Raw genomic sequence first — 18,283 nt, 5'->3', positions numbered from 1 at the left:
GTTTTACTCGTTGTGAAGATAGGTCGTTAAAGCATTGTGCAGAAGGAGTCGACGATGCCCAGAAGATTGCCTTGTTCATTAACAACAAGAACAGAGTGAATCTTGTGTTGCTTCATCATTTCGTCAATCTTTACTACTTTAGTATCTGGGCTTACGCTCTTGGGATGTGGAGTCATGACCTCTGCTACTGTATGCTGGAAGAAATTGTCTCCAAATTTTTCCATGGCTCGGCGGATATCTCCGTCAGTAACGATGCCGACGATATTATTCTTTTCCACGGCTACACACAAGCCCAAGCGTCCACTGGTCATGTGCATCAAAGCATCGCCCATAAGTGTCATAGGGGCTATGGTCGGAAGGTTATCCGTGTGCATCACATCTTTAGCGCAAGTGAGTAAACGTCTGCCTAGTGCACCACCTGGGTGGAATTGTGCAAAGTCGCTAGCCTTGAAATCGCGAGCAACAATGAGAGCACAAGCTAAAGCATCTCCCATGGCTAGTGTAACCGTGGTACTAGTGGTAGGAGCTAATCCCATGGGGCATGCTTCGCGTTCCACACTTATATTGAGGTGGACCGAACTGTATTGGGCTAAGAGAGATTTGGGATTACCACTCATGCCAATGACAGGAATTTTTCTTGCTATAAGATAAGGAAAAAAACGAAGTAGTTCGTCTGTTTCTCCAGAGTTTGAAATGGCAAGTACTAAGTCTTCGGTACCAATAACACCTAGATCCCCATGAAAAGCATCAAGGGGATTGATAAAGAAGCTAGGAGTACCAGTAGAAGATAGTGTTGCCGCGATTTTAGCACCGATGTGCCCACTTTTACCTACGCCAGAAACAATGACTTTACCGCGGCATTGCAAAATTAATTCCACGGCACGTTCAAATTCTGTGCCGATAGTGGGAATTAAATCAATAAGTGCTTGTGCTTCATCGCGTAAGCATTGTATAGCTGTATCTATGATGCGAGACATAATCAATGAGAGGTAAAGCGTGGAATAGGGATGAAATGTAGTGCAGACTCAGAGTTGACTTAGAGTAATTCTGAAACTAGCGTCTCTAAGTCGTCAAGAAAGAGCATATTAGGACCATCTGAGAGAGCAATCTCTGGATTGGGGTGCGTTTCTATAAAGTATCCTTGAGCGCCAAAAGCTTTTGCTGCCTTTGCCATAGCAGGGACAAATTGACGATCTCCAGAAGTTGTGCCATTACCACCACCAGGACGTTGCACAGAATGTGTGCAATCCATGATCACTCTATCCGCCCATTGTGACATGATAGGGAGGTTTCTGAAATCTACAATAAGGTTGTTGTAACCAAATGTTGTTCCTCTTTCTGTCAGCCAAACCTCTTTAGCACCAGCTTCGCGGCATTTTTCTACAGGGTAGCGCATGTCTTCCCCAGAAAGAAATTGTGCCTTCTTTACGTTTACCACACGACCAGTTTGTGATGCAGCAACAAGGAGATCTGTTTGTCTACACAAAAAGGCGGGAATCTGAAGCACATCAATCACTTCTCCCGCTGCAGCAGCTTGATAACTCTCATGAATATCTGTGGTCAAGGGAAGATTGTAGCGTGCTTTAATATCTGCCAGCATTTGCAGACCTTTTTCTAGACCTGGACCTCGGAAGGAACGGAGAGAGGTGCGGTTTGCTTTATCAAAAGATGCTTTGAAAAACACTTCTACTTGGAGTTTTTCGCGGATTTCGACCAATCGCTGTGCTACAACATCGAGAAGTTCGGCATTTTCAATAACGCAGGGTCCTGTAAGAAAGATGGGAGACATAATAGACTTAGCTTAATTGTGGAGAATAATGTACTGCAAAAGTACAAAAAATCTTGGGATAAAGGAGGTTTATTCGTCAAAGAATACCTTTTCTATACCGGAGTTCTTGCTTCTCTCAGCATTTTTTTGGATATTTGCAGCAAAGTACATACAATCTCAATTTGTTGTTTCTACATCACTTTTATAGATAGTCCATGAATAACTTCCAAAAATATCTTTTTTTTGACACCGAAACTACGGGAATTCCCAAAGATTACAAGGCCCCTTGCACCAATACAGACAACTGGCCTCGGCTCATTCAACTTGGATGGCTTTTGACTGATGCAGAAGGTCGCATTTTGTCAGAGGGAAACCATATTGTTCGTCCAGATGGTTTTGAAATTCCTAAAGCTGCTTCAGACGTGCATGGCATAACCACTGAGTTTGCCCTTGAGAATGGTAAGCCATTGCTTGATGTTATCTTTGCCTTCGGTGCAGATCTTAACCAAGCAGAATGTGTGATTGGTCACAATCTAGATTATGATTTGCACATCGTTGGAGCAGAATATGTGCGTTTAGGTTATGACTCTCGTATCATGTTTGCTCGTCCTACGCTTTGTACCATGCAAGCTACGATTCAATATTGTAATATTCCCGGACGTTTTGGTCCCAAATGGCCCAAATTGATGGAACTATACACCAAGCTTTTCGGTCAAGAATTTGATGGTGCACACGATGCAATGGCGGATATTGTTGCTACCAAAGAATGCTTTTTCGAGTTGATTCGTAGAGGTGTTGTCAGGTTGTAGGACCACAAACTGTTGACAAGTACAATATACTCTATGATAGATGGATACATCCGATGATAATACCCTTTGAGATGACAACAACAACTCTTGTTCTTACTTCTATTTTAGGAGTAAGTCCACTTGCTCTTGCTGCTCACCAGGAAACTAATGTAGCTGCTAGTATCGAATATGCTAAGCATTGTTATGTAGAAGACGAGGCGAGTGCATTGCCCCAGGCTGCTAGTCTCTTGGATAAAAAGCTCAAGAATAAGTCTCAAGTCTCAAGTGTTTCTCTGTTATCTGCTGATAGTTTGCAAGTGCTTTCTCTTGGAGATAAGATTCATACATGGAGAAAGCAGTTACAAACTAAGATTTCAGATGAACAACTCAACAGAGGGCTTTTAAATAGTTCGATTGGGGCTATCTCTGGTCAAATAGCAGGTGTGAATGTTGGTAGCGGAGGTGCAGAGCGATTGGCAATGCTTAGTAGTGTTCGCGTTCGCGGTAATTCCTCTATCATGGGTGGCAATAATCCTTTGGTGATTATTGATGACATATCTTCAGACCTTTCTACACTTAGTACGATTTATCCTTCTGATATCGAGAAGTTTGAAGTGCTAAAAAACGCATCTGAAACAGCACAGTTTGGTTCTCGTGGTGCAGCGGGGGTGATTATTGTGACTACGAAGAAAGGACGCGATGGAAAGTTCCAGATTACGTATGATGGAAATTGGGGATGGGAGAGTGTTTATAAGAATATTGAGATGCTTTCTGCGTCTGAATATGTCAGGACAGCCCAACAACTTGGATTATCCTATATCAATGGTGGACAAAACGTAGACTATACTGCATTGCCAACCCGGGTGGGAAGTGTAAGCAACCATCACGTTTCGTTTTCTGGTGGAACTGCCGAGTCGAATTATCGTGCCTCTGTGGCATATACTGGCCGTGAGACGGTAATTCGTAATATTGGCTACAATAACTATGTGGCAAAGCTTGATCTCACTCAATTAGCTATTGATAAATTTTTGACTATAGATTTTGGCATCTTTGGTTCTTCTCAAAGTAACCGTAATATAGCAGATCTACAAGCCTTGTTTTACGCGGCTGCTACGCAGAATCCCACATTATCTTCGGAGTGGAATGGTAATGGTTGGGCTATAAATCCTACTGCTAACCAAATTGCGCCGCCACAAGCAAGACTTCGTGTTAAGGATGAGGTATTTAATCAGAATTTTAATACCCATCTTTCGCTTAGAGCTCAACTCTGGCCAGAGCTTACGATGAGACTTTTTGGGGCTTATACTTTTACATCCGTTGAAAATGCGGGGTTTTATCCAACTTGGACTGCAGCTCAAGGCATGGCAGTCAGAAAAGAAGAAAAGCATAAAGACTGGTTACTGAACGCTTCTATAGATTTTGATAAAACCATTGGCTTCCACCACATCAAAGCTCAATTCCTTAGCGAATATCAAGAGAAAAATCTAAGTTCCTTTGGAACGACAGTTCGAGGTTTCAATTATAATGTTGTGGGGTATGATAACTTAGCGTTTGCCGCTTTAAGACCGTATGGTGGTACGTTGAGTTATGATGAAAGCCCTCGCCTAGCTTCTTTCCTATTCAATGTGCGCTATAGTTTATATAATAAGTATACGGTTGCATTAAGTAGTCGATGGGATGGCAGCTCACTCGTAGGAGTAAACAACACTTGGGGCATGTTCCCCTCGGTGTCAGGAGAATGGAATGTCAAAGCAGAACCTTTTTTCCGTGATTACACTCCGTTGTCTCAACTTATAGTGCGCGCTGGTTATGGTCTGTCTGGTAATCTCGGAGGTATCAGTGCCTATAGTACTTTTCAGCGATTAGAGCCTCAAGGGATAGTATCTTATAATGGTACACCGACTGTGGCATTAAGTATGGCAAAGAATGCAAATCCTGATTTGACTTGGGAGAAGCGTAGTACTTACAATGTTGGATTTTCGATGGGGTGGTGGACCAATCGCTTATTGTTTACGGCTGAGTACTATCGTGCTCACATATATGATATGCTTTATCAATATGATGTTCCTATACCTCCCTTTACAACAAATAAACTTTTAGCAAATAATGGTAGTATGCGCAACGAAGGTTTTGAAGTGGGGTTGGGCATAACACCTCTTCAAAATCGAGATTGGGAATTAAATCTCAATCTAAATCTCTCATGGTCAAGAAATAAGTTGCTTTCTCTCGATGGTGATTATCGTGGATTCCCTTTGACTGCTCCTCAAATCACCAGTGTTGGGGGACTAAACGGAGCTGGATTTCATGGAGGTAACAATAATGTACTATACCAAATAGTAGGTCAACCATTAGGCGTCTTTTATTTACCTCACAGCACAGGCTTATTAACAGATGCTAAAGGTAAGCGCCATTATGAAATTGCCGATTTGAACAATGATGATAACATTGATCTCTCAGATAGTGGCGACCGTTACATAGCAGGACAAGCAATGCCAAAGTTTATGGTAGGCTCCAATGTCTCTCTTCGTTATCGTAACTTTGATATAGCTGTGCAAGTGAACGGTGCATTTGGCCATAAGATTTTCAATGGTACTGCTTTGTCTTACATGAACATGTCTAGTTTTCCGGACTACAACGTTATGAAATCTGCGCCTTCTGGACAGATAGAAGACCAAGTTGCGACTGATTATTGGTTAGAATCAGGAGATTACGTGATTATAGACTATGTCACATTGGGTTGGAACGTGCCTGTTCATAGTCGTTATGTGCATGGATTGCGTTTTTCTCTGAGTGTAAATAACCTTGCGACAATTACTTCTTATAGTGGCTTGAGTCCAATGATCAATAGTCATGTACTGAACGCGACAATGGGTATAGATGACAAACGTTCTATCCCTGTATATCGCACATATTCTGTTGGACTCAGCGTTCATTTCTAACGTCTTAGTGTCATGAAGTTACGATATCTTTCCCTACTGTTTGGCGCAGTCTTGCTAAGCAGTTGTTTAACTACAGAATCAAATGGGCAGCTCGATGAAAAAAGAGCTGTGAACAATGCTACTAATCTCTATCTTACTGCTGTAGCTTCTCTATATGTAAACATTGGTGGTGCGCAAGATGGAGAAGGCTTGCAAGGTACTTATCGTGGAGTGTATGATTACAACACCTTTACTACCGACGAAGCAATGATTCCTATTCGAGGAGGTGATTGGTATGATGGAGGGTTTTGGCAGAATCTATATTTGCACAAGTGGACAGCTGCTGACCCAGAATTGTATAGCATGTGGAATTATCTCTTTCGCTCTGTGATGCTTTGCAATCACTCCCTTGAGATTTTAGAAAGATATAAGTATCTACTGACGAGCCAACAAAAGAAAGCGTATAGCTCTGAAGTTAGAGCTATTCGTGCGCTCTTTTATTATCAGTTGATGGACTTGTTTGGACGAGTTCCTATCGTGACTGATACTGGTACGAAATTAGATCAGATGAAGCAACGCTCTCGTAGTGAAGTTTTTCGCTTTGTCGTAGATGAGTTGCTATCATCTTTACCCAATTTGTCGTCTTCTCGTAGCAACTTATTGGGTAACTACTATGGACGTATCACAAAGCCCGTCGTGCATTTCCTTCTAGCTCGTTTAGCGCTAAATTCAGAGGTGTATATGGACGATAATTGGACTGATCAGCAACGCCCCGATGGTGCAACTATTCAGTTTCAAGTGGGAGAAAAGTCGCTCAATGCTTGGCAAACGACTGTGGCTTATTGTGATTCTCTTGCTATTGCTGGGTATATTCTAGAGCGCAATTACTCAGACAACTTTGCAGTTGCCAACGAGCATTCTCAAGAGAACATATATACTATACCCATGGATAAGACGCTTTATGCCACCTTATTCAAAAATCTCTTCCGCACGTTGCACTATATTCATGGTAGTGCCTTAGGCAGAGGAGCAGAAAATGGAAGTAGTGCTACTCTCACCACACTTTCAGCTTTTGGCTATGGAACTTCCGAGCAAGACCCTCGCTTTACATTGAATTTCTTTGCAGATACAGTGAAAGTGGATGGGAAATATATAAAGCAATCTAATGGTGAAAGTCTAGTCTATTGTCCCAAAGAAATTCGTATGCAACTCACAGGTTCTGATTATGAGAAAACAGCAGGTGCGAGAATGTATAAGTATGAGATAGACCGTACCGCCTTTGATGATGGTAAACTGCAGAACAATGACATCGTGCTTTATCGATATTCTGATGCCTTACTAATGCGATCTGAGGCGCTCATTCGTCAAGGCCTCAATGGAGACGAGGCGCTCAACACTGTGAGAAATCGTGTAGGTTTGTCTGGACTTTCAAATGCCACTTTAGAGGATGTGTTGAAGGAGCGCATGCTGGAACTTGTGTGGGAAGGAACACACCGATATGACCTTATACGCTTCGGACGTTTTCATTTGACTTACGAAGAACGCCCCCAATTGGAAAAAGAATCTAATGGTTATACCACCGTTTTCCCTATTCCAGCTCGTATTTTGCAAATGAATCACTTGTGGAACCAGAATCCAGGATATTGAGCAATGTGTGTAGTTTACATGGTGTTATACTAATGCATTGCACAGAAGCTCTATTTGTACTTGATAAAAACTGGAGAAAACATTTGGTCATTACAGCATAAATGAGTATTTTTGCGTTGCAAAACCGAGGTGCGTTAGTTCAGTTGGTTAGAATACATGCCTGTCACGCATGGGGTCACGGGTTCGAGTCCCGTACGCACCGCCTTTATTTGCAAGCATTGCTCATTCAAGAGCTGCTAATGTATTAGAAATTCCCTTTGAATCGTTGTAGATGTGGTATCTGCAACGATTCTTTTTTATACTTTGTGATTGTAGAGGGGCCAGTGTTCAGCTCACTTTATTTGATGTGCAACATGTTCAAGTTTCATCTTGCTATCGTAAGAAATACCATAAACAGCTAAGCCAGCATTAAATAAACAAATATATCGCAAGCAGGTTCGTCTGTTTCAATAAGAAATCGTATATTTGTCAGAAAAATAAACCGCCATATGAAAAAGATACTTTTCCTTGTTTGTGCTCTATTCTTGGGTGGATCTCTCAATAATTGGGCGCAATCCACTGATAAAGCCTCTATCGTAACTACAGACAACTACCTAAATGGGGCTGTTACAGAGAAAAATGGGGTAGTGGTTTTTGAAGAAACATTTGTTGTACCCGGAAAATCAAAGGCTGATATCTTCGAGGCACTAAAAAAATATACGGAATCCATTGTGACTGGTGAGAATCATCTTCCACAATCTCGTATTATGGAGCTTTCTCCTCAAGAAGGTGTTATAGCAGCTTCAATCGAAGAAACCATTTGGTTCAAGCGTACAGCGCTTGTCTCTGACTTTGCACGTTTTTTCTACCATTTGGTCTTTGAAGTTTCAGAGGGACAGTTCAAAGTAACGTTGCTTCGCTTACGTTATATTTATGAACCTATGACAACTCCTGGACAAGACAATGTGATGCTAGCAGAAGAGTGGATTACAGATAAAGAAGCTTTGAAGAAGAATGGAACTCAATTGCGCCGTGGTACTAGTAAAAAGTTCAGAGTAGCCACGATTGATCGTAAGAACGAACTCTTTCGCGGAGCAGGAAGAGCATGTGGACTCAAGTTTGTCCGCGTCGTTGAAGAGTAACAATCAATTATATCTCTTTTCTATTTAGAGTAATACATTCTATATCCTTTGATTTACAGAAGTCAGATGCTTCAGATTTTCAATATTTTCAGCGCAACAAATGGGTATCACCAGTTGTTGCGCTGTCTTCTTCTATAGATAGGTTCAGGTGGTGCTTGTAGATTTTGGGGATTCTTATAGTATGATAATTCGATTAGTTAGTATGAGTGATGACAGAAATCTGCAAAGCTGTTTGTTGTTTTATATGAATGATTGGTTTTTGGAATGCTGTTTCTTGCTATGTCTTACGTTGACTACAGATAACCAATTAGCATTGTCCCTTGGGATTTGGGCTATGTCTAGTACAGCACACATTTTCTCCGTAGATTCGAGAAAAACGTCGGACATCTTCAAAATTTCTTCCACGTTTTCCGAAAAAACTCTGAGATTTTTCGGAAACTTACGACTGTTTATCTGGTACTAGGCTGCTTTTTGCGATTTCGTCGCAAATGAATCATCTCAATACCGTTCTTTACTGAAATTCGCGCTGCGGTTGCCAAGTTGCCTTCTACTTTTCTAGCTGTTGGGGTAGCGTATCTTCACAACTTTGGTTGTGGGGCGTAATAAATATAATCCCCGCTTGCTCGTGAAAGCTAGCGGGGTTAACTTAACGTACTAGGACACGGTCACCGAGTACTTTGGCAAACTGTTTCTCAAGTTCATTGATTTCAATGAGCTGCTTGAGCAATTCATTCATTTTTTCTGGCTGTTGCTGCAGTTCTGGTTGTCGAAGAGCTAGGAGGACTTCCTCTTTTTGTACCCCAAGAATAGCATGCTTGTAATCATTTATTACTCGCGGAACAATATCTACTAGTCGTTTCTCCTCGGGCACATAAGCTTTTTGTTGCTCTATGGAGAGCGGATAGCGATCGTCTGCCAATTCTGCTGCTAAGCGATTGATTTCTTGATCAGGATGCGTGATAAAGTAGTCGCGTGAATTGAAGTTGTCTGGATTTTCGAGGGTCTGTTGTACTGCTTCCTCCAAAATCTGCTGATGTTTATCCAGTTGAAGATGAATGTCGTCAGTTGTCAATTCCTCTAAAATGAAAGGCGCTACTAAAGGACTATCTGCAACAACTTCCGTTGCTTGGGCTTTTTGTGCTGCACTCCACGGAGTTTCAACTTCTGTTTGCGGAGCTAGCGTAGGCAATTGTCCATAGCGTATAACTAATTGTATTAGCTGCAGCTCACAAGCTATGAGATGTTGTTGAGCTTTACTTTTTCCTAAATTTATAGTTGAACCTGATACGCTTCCTTTATGATCTGAAGTAGCGGGTGATAAAGAAGAGGTTGCTCGTTGTGCGTCGTAAGAGCCTGAAATAGCTTCTGGGGGAGGCATCATCTGCTCGTAAGCTTCCAATGGGATATCGCAACTTGACGCAGAACCTATGGGAGCTGCCGCCTGCTGGCTTAGACCTTGCGTGGATGCTTGAGAAAAAGTTGACGGGGGAGTGTGGTTAGTACGTGAATGCGCTTCTTCCTTTCGTTTACGAATTTCTTTTGCTACTTCATTGACAATGGCAGATTCATCAATATTAAGTCGCCCAGCTAAATCGTGAATATAGACTTGTCGTACGATATCACTTGGAATAACAGAGATGCTACGAGTGAGATCGGTAATCACACTTGCACGCTTCATAGGATCGCGACTAGCATCTTTGAGTAGCAAGTTTGCCTTGAACTGAATGAAGTCTTCTTCGTTCGCTTCTAAATCTTTGCGGAACTCTTCGGGCGTTCTGGCTTGTGCATAGCTGTCTGGGTCCTCACCCTCGGGGAGAAGCATAACTTTGATGTTCAAGCCTTCTGAGAGCAGTATGTCAATACCGCGAAGCGAGGCGTGAATACCAGCTGCGTCGCCATCGTAGAGCACCGTAACATTGTTCGTAAATCGGTGGATTAGACGCACTTGCTCTGGAGTTAGTGCAGTACCACTAGATGCTACTACGTTTTCAACACCGCTTTGGTGCATGGAGATTACGTCAAGATAACCTTCCACCAAGTAGCAACGATCTTGTTTCACGATGGCTTGCTTGGCTAAATAGAGTCCGTAGAGTTCGCGTTTCTTAGAATATATCTCAGACTCAGGTGAATTGACGTATTTTCCTACGTTTTTTTGTTCTTGATTTAGGATACGCCCACCAAAAGCTACGACACGCCCTGAAACAGAATGAATAGGAAAGATAACACGTCCGTGGTATCTGTCTAGAAGTCTTCCGTCTTCAGTACGATAACACAAGCCTGTACTTTCAATGTATTTCTCTTCAAAGCCTTTTGCGTGTGCTTTTTGCGCTAATGCATCTCGCTGTTCCAGAGAATAACCCAGTTGGAATTTGCGGATGATATCGTCGCGAAGACCACGGCGGCGGAAGTAACTCATACCAATGGCTAGACCATCCACGTTATTGTGGAGAGTTTCAACAAAGTAGTCCCTAGCCCACTCATTGACGACAAACATCGCTTCACGAGCGGTGGCAGCGGCTTTTTGTTCTGCTGTTTGCTCTCGCTCTTTTACTTCAATACCATAGCGTCTTCCCAGCCACTTAAGGGCCTCAGGGTAGGTCATTTGTTCGTGTTGCATCACGAACTTTACCACGTTCCCACCATTTCCACAACTAAAACATTTACACAGTTGCTTAGAAGGTGATACCATGAACGAAGGTGTCTTCTCATCATGGAAGGGGCAAAGCCCTTTATAGTTGGCACCTGAACGGCGTAGCGTGACAAATTCGCCCACAACATCTACGATGTCGGCGGCAGCCATGATGCGGTCTATGGTACTTCTATCTATCATTAGGGATATTTGTGCTTTATCCTTGGAGGGAGGGAACAGTAATGAACTACAAAGATACAACTTTTCGGCAATGTGTGCCAGAAAAATCCCCTTCTCATTTGCTGAGCAGGGGACAAATTTAAAGTTTGATGGTAGGTTAGTAGTGTATAGTTTTTCTATATTTCGCTAGGCTCCTTTACAAAGCTAAATGACACCAATGATTTCGTGAATGTCTTTCACCCCATGGCTATCGCACCAAGCATTGATGCCGTCAATAACTTTGATGGTGACAGCTGGATCAATGAAATTAGCAGTACCAATCTGAATAGCAGTAGCACCGCACATCATAAATTCTATGGCATCAGTGGCATTCATGATACCCCCAAGACCAATTACGGGTATCTTTACAGCCTTTGCCACTTGATGTACCATGCGGAGCGCTACTGGTTTAACGCATGGACCGGAAAGACCACCTGTACCTATGCTTAAGTTGCTGCGTCGGCGTTCAATATCGACGCTCATCCCCATAAGCGTATTGATGAGAGATACAGAATCAGCTCCTTCTGCTTCTACAGCACGTGCTATCTCTGCAATGTCGGTGACATTAGGCGATAGTTTAACGATTAGAGTTTTGGGGTAAGCTGCGCGCACGGCTTTTACTACTGAAGCTGCGCCAGAGCAAGTGACTCCAAAAGCCATTCCGCCATCGTGGACATTTGGGCAAGATATATTAAGCTCAATGGCAGGAATATTGTCTAGAGCTGCTACTCGTGCTGCGCATTCTGCATAGTCTTCTGGGGAAGAGCCACTAACGTTGACAATCGCTGCAGAATTGTAGTCTTTGATTTGAGGATATATGTGTTCTGCAAAATAATCTACGCCTTTATTTTGAAGCCCAACGCAGTTGAGCATTCCTTGAGGGGTTTCTGCCATACGAGGATAGTCGTTGCCTTGTCGGGGGAGCAGGGTAGTTCCTTTCACAATGTAACCACCTAGTCGATTGAGGTCGATGAAGTCGGCAAACTCAAGGCCGTAACCAAAGGTGCCTGATGCTGTAAGAACCGGATTTTTAAGGGCAAGGTTGCCTATATTTACATTAAGATGAGCCATGAAGAAGACGTTAGAAGTGAGATGTTGGTCGTAAGATTCTAAAGGGCTTGTTGTATAAACGTATGTGGAGAGAGAACTTTAGAGGCAGAAGTGGTAAGCATGTTAAATCGAGCTTCGATATCTAATTTAAGTGTTCCTTATTCCCAAGTGAGTTGGTTGGTAGAGAACACCGGTCCTTCCGTGCAAACGCAAATGTTTCCCTTTACTGTCTTTTCAATGCAGCAGAGACAGGCACCTATTCCGCAGGCCATGAGGTTTTCAAGTGACACAAAGCATGGGGTATCATATTGACGTGCCATTTTGGCTACAGCCTGCATCATGGGTTTGGGACCGCATGCTGCAACACAGTCGAATTGTTCATTCTTCCAAATGGAGTGATGAGTTACAAAGCCTTTCTCTCCCATTGTTGCATCCTCAGTGGTTGTAAATACACGACCAAAAGCCGCAAAACGATCTAGTTCTAGAAGATCACGTTGTGAACGTCCGCCTAACAAGAACACAGGCTCATGACCGGCTTCAAGAAGCTGACGACCATAGAGCAACATTGGCGCTGTTCCTACACCACCTCCTACAAGAAGGTACTTTTTCTTTCCTTCTGAGATGGGAGGGACATCAAACCCATTTCCTAAAGGATAGATGCAATTGAGACTTTGTCCTGTGCTGAGTTTACTAAGAGCTCGTGTTCCATCACCTACCATGTGTATGAGTAAGTCGAAGCTGTGACGTTCAACATCAACATCGTTGATAGAAATTGGACGACGAAGGAATGTTGTTGGAGAATTTTCTACCGCAACTTGAACAAACTGTCCGGGTTGCATAGGAGGTAGGTCTTGGTCTGGATCGAATAATCGCAGTAGAATATAGTCTTCTCTTAAGAAATCAATAGATTCCACGCGTAGGTCTTTTACAAATTTCTTCATTAGAAAGCGAGAAAAGGGTTAGCTTGTTGACAAAGATACGATTTTTTGAGTTAATAGGCGGTGAGTATGGTGGGATTTCTGTATCTTTGTAGAATAAAAGTCCTAAGCTAGGGTTATATAATGCCAGTTATTTTTTGAGTATTGGACTATAGTAGGATGAAACTTCAATTAGTCAATAAGGAATCATGAAGATAAAAGTAAAAGATGCAGCTCTTCGTCAGGCAGCCGAGGCTGGAATGGATGACTTTCTTCAAGTTGTCGTAAATGCTTTCCAAGAAGAGGTAGGACATGAACTAACAGCAGAAGCTATGACGAAGTTGTCTGGTGAACAGATAACATTATGGGCATATATTTTGCTTAGAGATGAACTGTGTGATGGTGGCTTCATTCAGCTTATTCATAATGGTTATGGTGACTTCTTCTTCTTGAATCCTTTTGCTAAGGCTATGCGATTGTGGGGCTTGAAGGATTTGTCTAAGTTGATTTACAAGGGACGCGAACTCTACGAACTACATGGCAAGGAGATTAAAAAAACATGTTCTGACGAAGAATTTATGGGACTCTATGAACGCTTCCCTGAATTCGATGATTTAGATGATGAGTTCATGGAACATGAAGAGGAGTATACCACACGTGTAGCACAGTATTTGGATGAGCATCTCCTTGATTTTATTGAGATAGATAATTATGAGTAAACAAAAAGGTGGTAAGGTCAAGCTGCAACGCATAAGAATTAAGAATAAGCGCGCTACGTTTGACTATGAAATTATAGATAAGTATACTGCCGGCATTGTATTGACGGGTACAGAAATCAAGAGTATTCGTGAAGGTAAAGCCTCTTTGGTAGATACTTTCTGCTTTATTCACGATGATGAGTTGTGGGTGAAGAATATGTATGTAGCGGAATATAGCTACGGCACTTACAATAATCACGCAACACGTCGAGATCGAAAGTTGTTGCTTAACAAGAAAGAAATCCACAATCTTAGAAATGACACCTTGTCTCCAGGGTATACCATTGTACCTCTGGTCTTGTTTATCAATGATAAGGGATTAGCGAAATTGGATATCGCTCTTTGTCGTGGTAAAAAAGAATTTGATAAGCGTGCTTCAATCCGTGAACGTGATGATAAACGCGAGCTTGATCGATTTATCAAACGATTCTAAGGAGTAAGATTGCTTGAAACATGAAAAAACGTCTCTGATTGCTAGAATCAGAGACGTTTTTTCATTTGTGTGAATGGTCAAATCTGTAAATAAACAGAGATTAACGGAGCGTAATGGAAGAAAATGCAATGTTGGCTACTTTTCGTGCCTTAATCATGTTAGGATTTGTCTAGAATTTCTATTGCAGATTTCTTACAAATGTTCTTAGATTCGTCAAAAATCAATGACCGCAACCGCCACCATGGCTAGTGTTGAGGGTGAAACCACCTTCAACCTCTACAAACTTGCCCTTACTCTTCAAGAATGCAAGGAGTTGTTCGGCAGTCATGTCGCTTTGACTGCAACTATAGTATGTAGCGTCATCGCCAAAAGTGTTGCGCATTGCAGCAAGAAGAGACTCTTCTGTGAAGGTTTGTCCTAGCATCATGCCAAGAACCTCGTGTGCGTGGTATTCCATGTTGTTAAGTTTGTTGAGTTGTGTATGTTGAGTTGAATGTTTGAGTTCAATGAAGATGATTGCTTATATCCTTGTGATTTGGATTTCCTTTCTGAAAACTAGTAGATAAGTCTCCATGGAGTTGCAAGAATACAAAGGGTTAGTATGAAGACCATAGGGATGTGCTTTAGTTGCTTGCGTGTATAGGGAAAAGAAGTGGCATCTTTAAAGTAATAACAATACACTCTAAAGGCAAGATAGGCAACCAAACTGCCAAAAATAGCCCCAGTTAGCAGGTCTCCAAAGTAATGAACACCGAGATATATTCTAGTCCAGCAATTAAGAACTGCCCATGCAAAGAGAGAAAGGCTGACATTTCGATGGCGAAACACTAGAGACAGAAAGGTCGCAATGGAGAATGTGTTAGCTGCGTGAGAGGAGAAAAAGCCAAAGTAACCACCGCGATACCCCCCTACGACATCGGTTAAGTGCATAATCTGAGGATTATGGGTGGGGCGCCAGCGAGCTATTAGCGGTTTGAAGATAGAAGAGGCTACTTGATCGGAGATAACCACACAGAAAATAGCAGCTCCAAGAATAAAGAAGAAGTGGGCGAAGTCGTGTTCCTTGAAAAGGACATATATTATCACCAATAAAAAGGGTATCCATACCTGGATGTGAGTGGCACTCCAAGCAAAGACGTCAAGATAGAGTGAATGACTGCCATTGAAATAAAGAGTGATAGCTTGATCCATGCTGAGTGTTTGCGTTTTCCTTTATGTTGAATAAATCGCTTCTTCAATAGGGTGGAGTGCTGTGGCATCTAAAGTCGGAAATGCATTGTCGCTATAATGCAATATGTGTGACGACAACCTCCCGTAGGTAAGATTGTAGTTCTTTACAATCTAATCCCTTTTCTAAAAGCACAATCAAGCTAATGTCTGCTACTTGTACTAAATTGCACACGAATAGCTTGAATGTATTAGTACAAAAATGGGAGAAGCTGTAGGTTTTGTGGTTACAGCTTTCTCCCACTCTATGTTTGTTCCAAAATAAGAAGTCGGATTATTGCAAAGAACCACCAACGATGTCTAGTAGTTCTGCAGTAATTGCTTGTTGGCGTGACTTGTTATATTGCAGAGTCAGTTGACGGAGCAGCTCATCAGCGTTGTCTGTAGCCACTTGCATTGCTATTACACGGGCTGCATGCTCTGAAGCAAGGCTATCAAGCATTGCTGAGTAGAGCTTGAGGTGAAGTGACTGTGGTATGAGTTTCTCAAGAAGGTGCTGTGGATGAGGCTCAACTAAGAAGTTGAGATTCTGGTCTTCAGCTTCATCTTGAGGAAATTCAATGGGAAGAAATTGTTCTTCAGTGAGGATCTGGCTTCCAGCGCTTTTGAAATGATGATAAATCAAAACCACCTTATCTATTTCGCCTTTGGCATACTCTTCCATTATTTCTGCTGAAAGGGCTGCAATAGGGACATATTGGGGATGATCTAGGCAAGAAGACAAATCGCACGCAGGAGTATAACCTATTTTGCGTAGTCCTTCTGTAATCTTTTTACCAATAGGGTAAACTTTGGTTACTTGTATCCCTTGTTGTTCGAAGCTATCAAGGGTTTGCTTGACCTTTTTAAGCGTGTTACCGTTGAATCCACCACAAAGACTTGAGTTAGAGGAAAACACAACCACAGCCACTCGTTGTACCTCTCTCGCTTCTGCGTATGGTGAACTTATATTGCCTTCGAGTGAGGAAACGAAAGTAGACATGATGCCACTGAGCTTTTCCTCGTAAGGGCGCATTTGTTCGATGGCCTGTTGTGCGTGGTGCAACTTGGAACTGGCAACCATCTTCATGGCACTAGTAATCTTTCGTGTGCTATTGACAGAAGATATTCGGGTTTTTACTTCTTTTAGTGAGGCCATAAATAGAGTAGGGTTGTGACACAGCTAAGATTTATGGTGAGAAACTCACCATAAATCTATGTGCTGGTCGCGTTGTTTAGGCATATTGTGCTGTAACATCAGCAGCTACCGATTTCAAGGTAGTTTCAATCTCGTCAGTAAGTTGGCCTGATGCCAAGCAAGCAAGAACGCTATCCTTGTAAGAGGCGCGTAGAACATTGAGGAATTGTTCTTGGAAATCTCTGACATGCTCAAGGGGTACTTGTGACAGTAGCCCCTTGGTTCCACAATAAAGAATTGCAACTTGCTCTGCAACGGGCATTGGACTGTATTGTGCTTGAATGAGCAGCTGATTATTCTTACGACCACGGTCAATTGTCATAGCTGTCACCGCATCCATGTCACTAGAGAACTTAGCGAAGGCTTCAAGTTCGCGATATTGTGCTTGGTCAATCTTCAGAGTACCTGCCACCTTCTTCATAGATTTAATCTGGGCAGAACCACCAACACGAGATACAGAGATACCGACGTCGATTGCAGGACGGAAACCTTGGTTGAACAAGTTGGTATCAAGATAAATCTGTCCATCCGTAATAGAAATTACGTTGGTAGGAATATATGCTGATACGTCACCTGCCTGAGTCTCAATAATGGGAAGTGCAGTTAGTGAGCCTCCTCCTTTAACTAAGCCTTTGAGTGACTCAGGAAGGTCGTTCATTTGCTCTGCTACTTCTTGTTGGTTATTGATCTTTGCTGCACGTTCTAGAAGACGTGAGTGGAGATAAAAGACGTCACCAGGATAAGCTTCACGACCTGAAGGGCGACGAAGAATCAAAGATACTTCACGATAAGCAACGGCTTGTTTAGACAAGTCATCGTATACTACTAAAGCGTGTTTACCACGATCACGGAAGAATTCACCGATAGCAGCACCTGCCATTGGTGCATAGTATTGCAATGCAGCACTTTCTGCAGCTGTGGCGGACACTATTGTTGTATATTCAAGCGCGCCTCTTTCTTTGAGGATGTTTACGATATTGGCAACTGTTGAAGCCTTTTGGCCAATGGCTACATAGATACAGTAGACTGGGTTACCTGCTTCGAAGTTAGCACGTTGATTAATAATCGTGTCAATGGCAATTGCAGTCTTTCCTGTCTGGCGGTCGCCAATGATTAACTCACGTTGTCCGCGACCAATGGGAATCATCGAGTCTACACTCTTGAGACCAGTGGCCAAAGACTCAGTAACAGGTTGACGATAAATCACACCAGGAGCTTTGCGGTCGAGTGGCATTAAGTACTTTTCGCCTTCTATGTCGCCACCTCCGTCCAGTGGTTGTCCGAGAGGATTGATGACACGCCCCAGCATGTTTTCGTTCACCATGATGGAAGCTACACGACCTGTACGCTTAACGCTTTGGCCTTCCTTAATACCTTCGGAGGAACCAAGGAGTACAGCACCGACATTGTCTTCTTCCAAGTTCATGGCAACTGCCATTACACCATTCTCAAATTCGAGAAGTTCATTTTCTGTAGCTTTAGTCAAGCCATAGATACGTGCCACACCATCACCAATGGTGAGGACAACGCCCACTTCTTCAAATTTCTGGTCTACGGAAAGGTCTTTGAGCTGCTGCAAAAGCACCTCAGACACTTCACCTGGTTGGATATTGTTGGGCATATTCTTTTTG

The 18,283-nt window shown here is 42.5% G+C and carries 15 protein-coding genes and 1 tRNA gene; 7 read left to right on the top strand and 9 right to left on the bottom strand.

Annotated features, from left to right (window positions below; genetic code table 11):
• Nucleotides 1-26 precede the first annotated feature (26 nt).
• Both BQ2633_RS01825 and kdsA read right to left on the bottom strand, forming a co-directional pair.
• Nucleotides 27-977 carry a KpsF/GutQ family sugar-phosphate isomerase gene (locus BQ2633_RS01825; protein WP_075564759.1) on the bottom strand — a complete coding sequence of 317 codons (951 nt, stop codon included), beginning with the start codon at nucleotides 975-977 and terminating at the stop codon, nucleotides 27-29.
• A 59-nt stretch (nucleotides 978-1,036) separates the two neighbouring features.
• Nucleotides 1,037-1,789: a 3-deoxy-8-phosphooctulonate synthase gene (gene kdsA, locus BQ2633_RS01820; protein ID WP_075564758.1), complete on the bottom strand. Its 753-nt coding sequence runs from the start codon at nucleotides 1,787-1,789 to the stop codon at nucleotides 1,037-1,039.
• A 194-nt stretch (nucleotides 1,790-1,983) separates the two neighbouring features.
• Here kdsA and BQ2633_RS01815 point away from each other — a divergent pair, with 194 nt between their 5' ends.
• The 5 genes from BQ2633_RS01815 to BQ2633_RS01795 all read left to right on the top strand — a co-directional run bounded on the left by BQ2633_RS01815 (nucleotide 1,984) and on the right by BQ2633_RS01795 (nucleotide 8,242).
• Nucleotides 1,984-2,577 (top strand): 3'-5' exonuclease, encoded by a 594-nt coding sequence (locus BQ2633_RS01815; protein ID WP_075564757.1) that lies wholly within the window; start codon nucleotides 1,984-1,986, stop codon nucleotides 2,575-2,577.
• A gap of 71 nt (nucleotides 2,578-2,648) precedes the next feature.
• Nucleotides 2,649-5,495: a SusC/RagA family TonB-linked outer membrane protein gene (locus tag BQ2633_RS01810; protein WP_346047965.1), complete on the top strand. Its 2,847-nt coding sequence runs from the start codon at nucleotides 2,649-2,651 to the stop codon at nucleotides 5,493-5,495.
• Between the two features lie 12 nt (nucleotides 5,496-5,507).
• Entirely contained in the window at nucleotides 5,508-7,121 is a 1,614-nt protein-coding gene (locus tag BQ2633_RS01805; RefSeq protein ID WP_075564756.1) for a RagB/SusD family nutrient uptake outer membrane protein, read from the top strand.
• 128 nt (nucleotides 7,122-7,249) lie between these two features.
• Nucleotides 7,250-7,323: transfer RNA gene (locus tag BQ2633_RS01800), tRNA-Asp, on the top strand.
• A gap of 286 nt (nucleotides 7,324-7,609) precedes the next feature.
• Nucleotides 7,610-8,242, top strand: a complete 633-nt coding sequence (locus BQ2633_RS01795) for a DUF4468 domain-containing protein (protein WP_075564755.1) — start codon at nucleotides 7,610-7,612, stop codon at nucleotides 8,240-8,242.
• A gap of 646 nt (nucleotides 8,243-8,888) precedes the next feature.
• Here BQ2633_RS01795 and dnaG read toward each other — a convergent pair.
• From dnaG to BQ2633_RS01780, 3 genes are all read right to left on the bottom strand, one after another.
• The gene (gene dnaG, locus BQ2633_RS01790; RefSeq protein ID WP_075564754.1) at nucleotides 8,889-11,072 is read right to left on the bottom strand and encodes a DNA primase; all 2,184 of its coding nucleotides are present in this window, start codon (nucleotides 11,070-11,072) and stop codon (nucleotides 8,889-8,891) included.
• Nucleotides 11,073-11,255: 183 nt separating this feature from the next.
• Nucleotides 11,256-12,161 (bottom strand): dihydroorotate dehydrogenase, encoded by a 906-nt coding sequence (locus BQ2633_RS01785; RefSeq protein ID WP_075564753.1) that lies wholly within the window; start codon nucleotides 12,159-12,161, stop codon nucleotides 11,256-11,258.
• Nucleotides 12,162-12,298: 137 nt separating this feature from the next.
• Nucleotides 12,299-13,081, bottom strand: coding sequence for a dihydroorotate dehydrogenase electron transfer subunit (locus BQ2633_RS01780; RefSeq protein ID WP_075564752.1), 783 nt, complete (start codon nucleotides 13,079-13,081; stop codon nucleotides 12,299-12,301).
• A gap of 185 nt (nucleotides 13,082-13,266) precedes the next feature.
• Here BQ2633_RS01780 and BQ2633_RS01775 point away from each other — a divergent pair, with 185 nt between their 5' ends.
• Both BQ2633_RS01775 and smpB read left to right on the top strand, forming a co-directional pair.
• Complete coding sequence (locus tag BQ2633_RS01775; RefSeq protein ID WP_075564751.1) at nucleotides 13,267-13,776, top strand: DMP19 family protein; 510 nt, start codon at nucleotides 13,267-13,269, stop codon at nucleotides 13,774-13,776.
• On the top strand, nucleotides 13,769-14,248 hold the full coding sequence (gene smpB / locus BQ2633_RS01770; RefSeq protein WP_075564750.1) for an SsrA-binding protein SmpB: 480 nt from the start codon (nucleotides 13,769-13,771) through the stop codon (nucleotides 14,246-14,248). The genes BQ2633_RS01775 and smpB overlap by 8 nt, the downstream gene beginning before the upstream one ends.
• Nucleotides 14,249-14,468: 220 nt before the next feature.
• On the opposite strand, the gene BQ2633_RS01765 is transcribed toward smpB, so the two are convergent.
• The 4 genes from BQ2633_RS01765 to atpA all read right to left on the bottom strand — a co-directional run bounded on the left by BQ2633_RS01765 (nucleotide 14,469) and on the right by atpA (nucleotide 18,273).
• A complete protein-coding gene (locus BQ2633_RS01765) occupies nucleotides 14,469-14,705 on the bottom strand; it encodes a YecH family metal-binding protein (RefSeq protein ID WP_075564749.1) in 237 nt (78 codons plus the stop codon).
• 98 nt (nucleotides 14,706-14,803) lie between these two features.
• Complete coding sequence (locus tag BQ2633_RS01760) at nucleotides 14,804-15,439, bottom strand: phosphatase PAP2 family protein (RefSeq protein ID WP_075564748.1); 636 nt, start codon at nucleotides 15,437-15,439, stop codon at nucleotides 14,804-14,806.
• Nucleotides 15,440-15,749: 310 nt separating this feature from the next.
• Entirely contained in the window at nucleotides 15,750-16,613 is an 864-nt protein-coding gene (locus BQ2633_RS01755) for a F0F1 ATP synthase subunit gamma (protein WP_075564747.1), read from the bottom strand.
• A 76-nt stretch (nucleotides 16,614-16,689) separates the two neighbouring features.
• Nucleotides 16,690-18,273 carry a F0F1 ATP synthase subunit alpha gene (atpA, locus tag BQ2633_RS01750; protein ID WP_075564746.1) on the bottom strand — a complete coding sequence of 528 codons (1,584 nt, stop codon included), beginning with the start codon at nucleotides 18,271-18,273 and terminating at the stop codon, nucleotides 16,690-16,692.
• Between the last annotated feature and the right edge of the window lie 10 nt (nucleotides 18,274-18,283).

The organism is Ihuprevotella massiliensis, from assembly GCA_900095835.1.
Taxonomy (GTDB): Bacteria; Bacteroidota; Bacteroidia; order Bacteroidales; family Bacteroidaceae; genus Alloprevotella; species Alloprevotella massiliensis.
The sequence above is the reverse complement of the archived record's forward strand: the minus strand, read 5'-3'. Positions and strand labels throughout refer to the sequence as shown.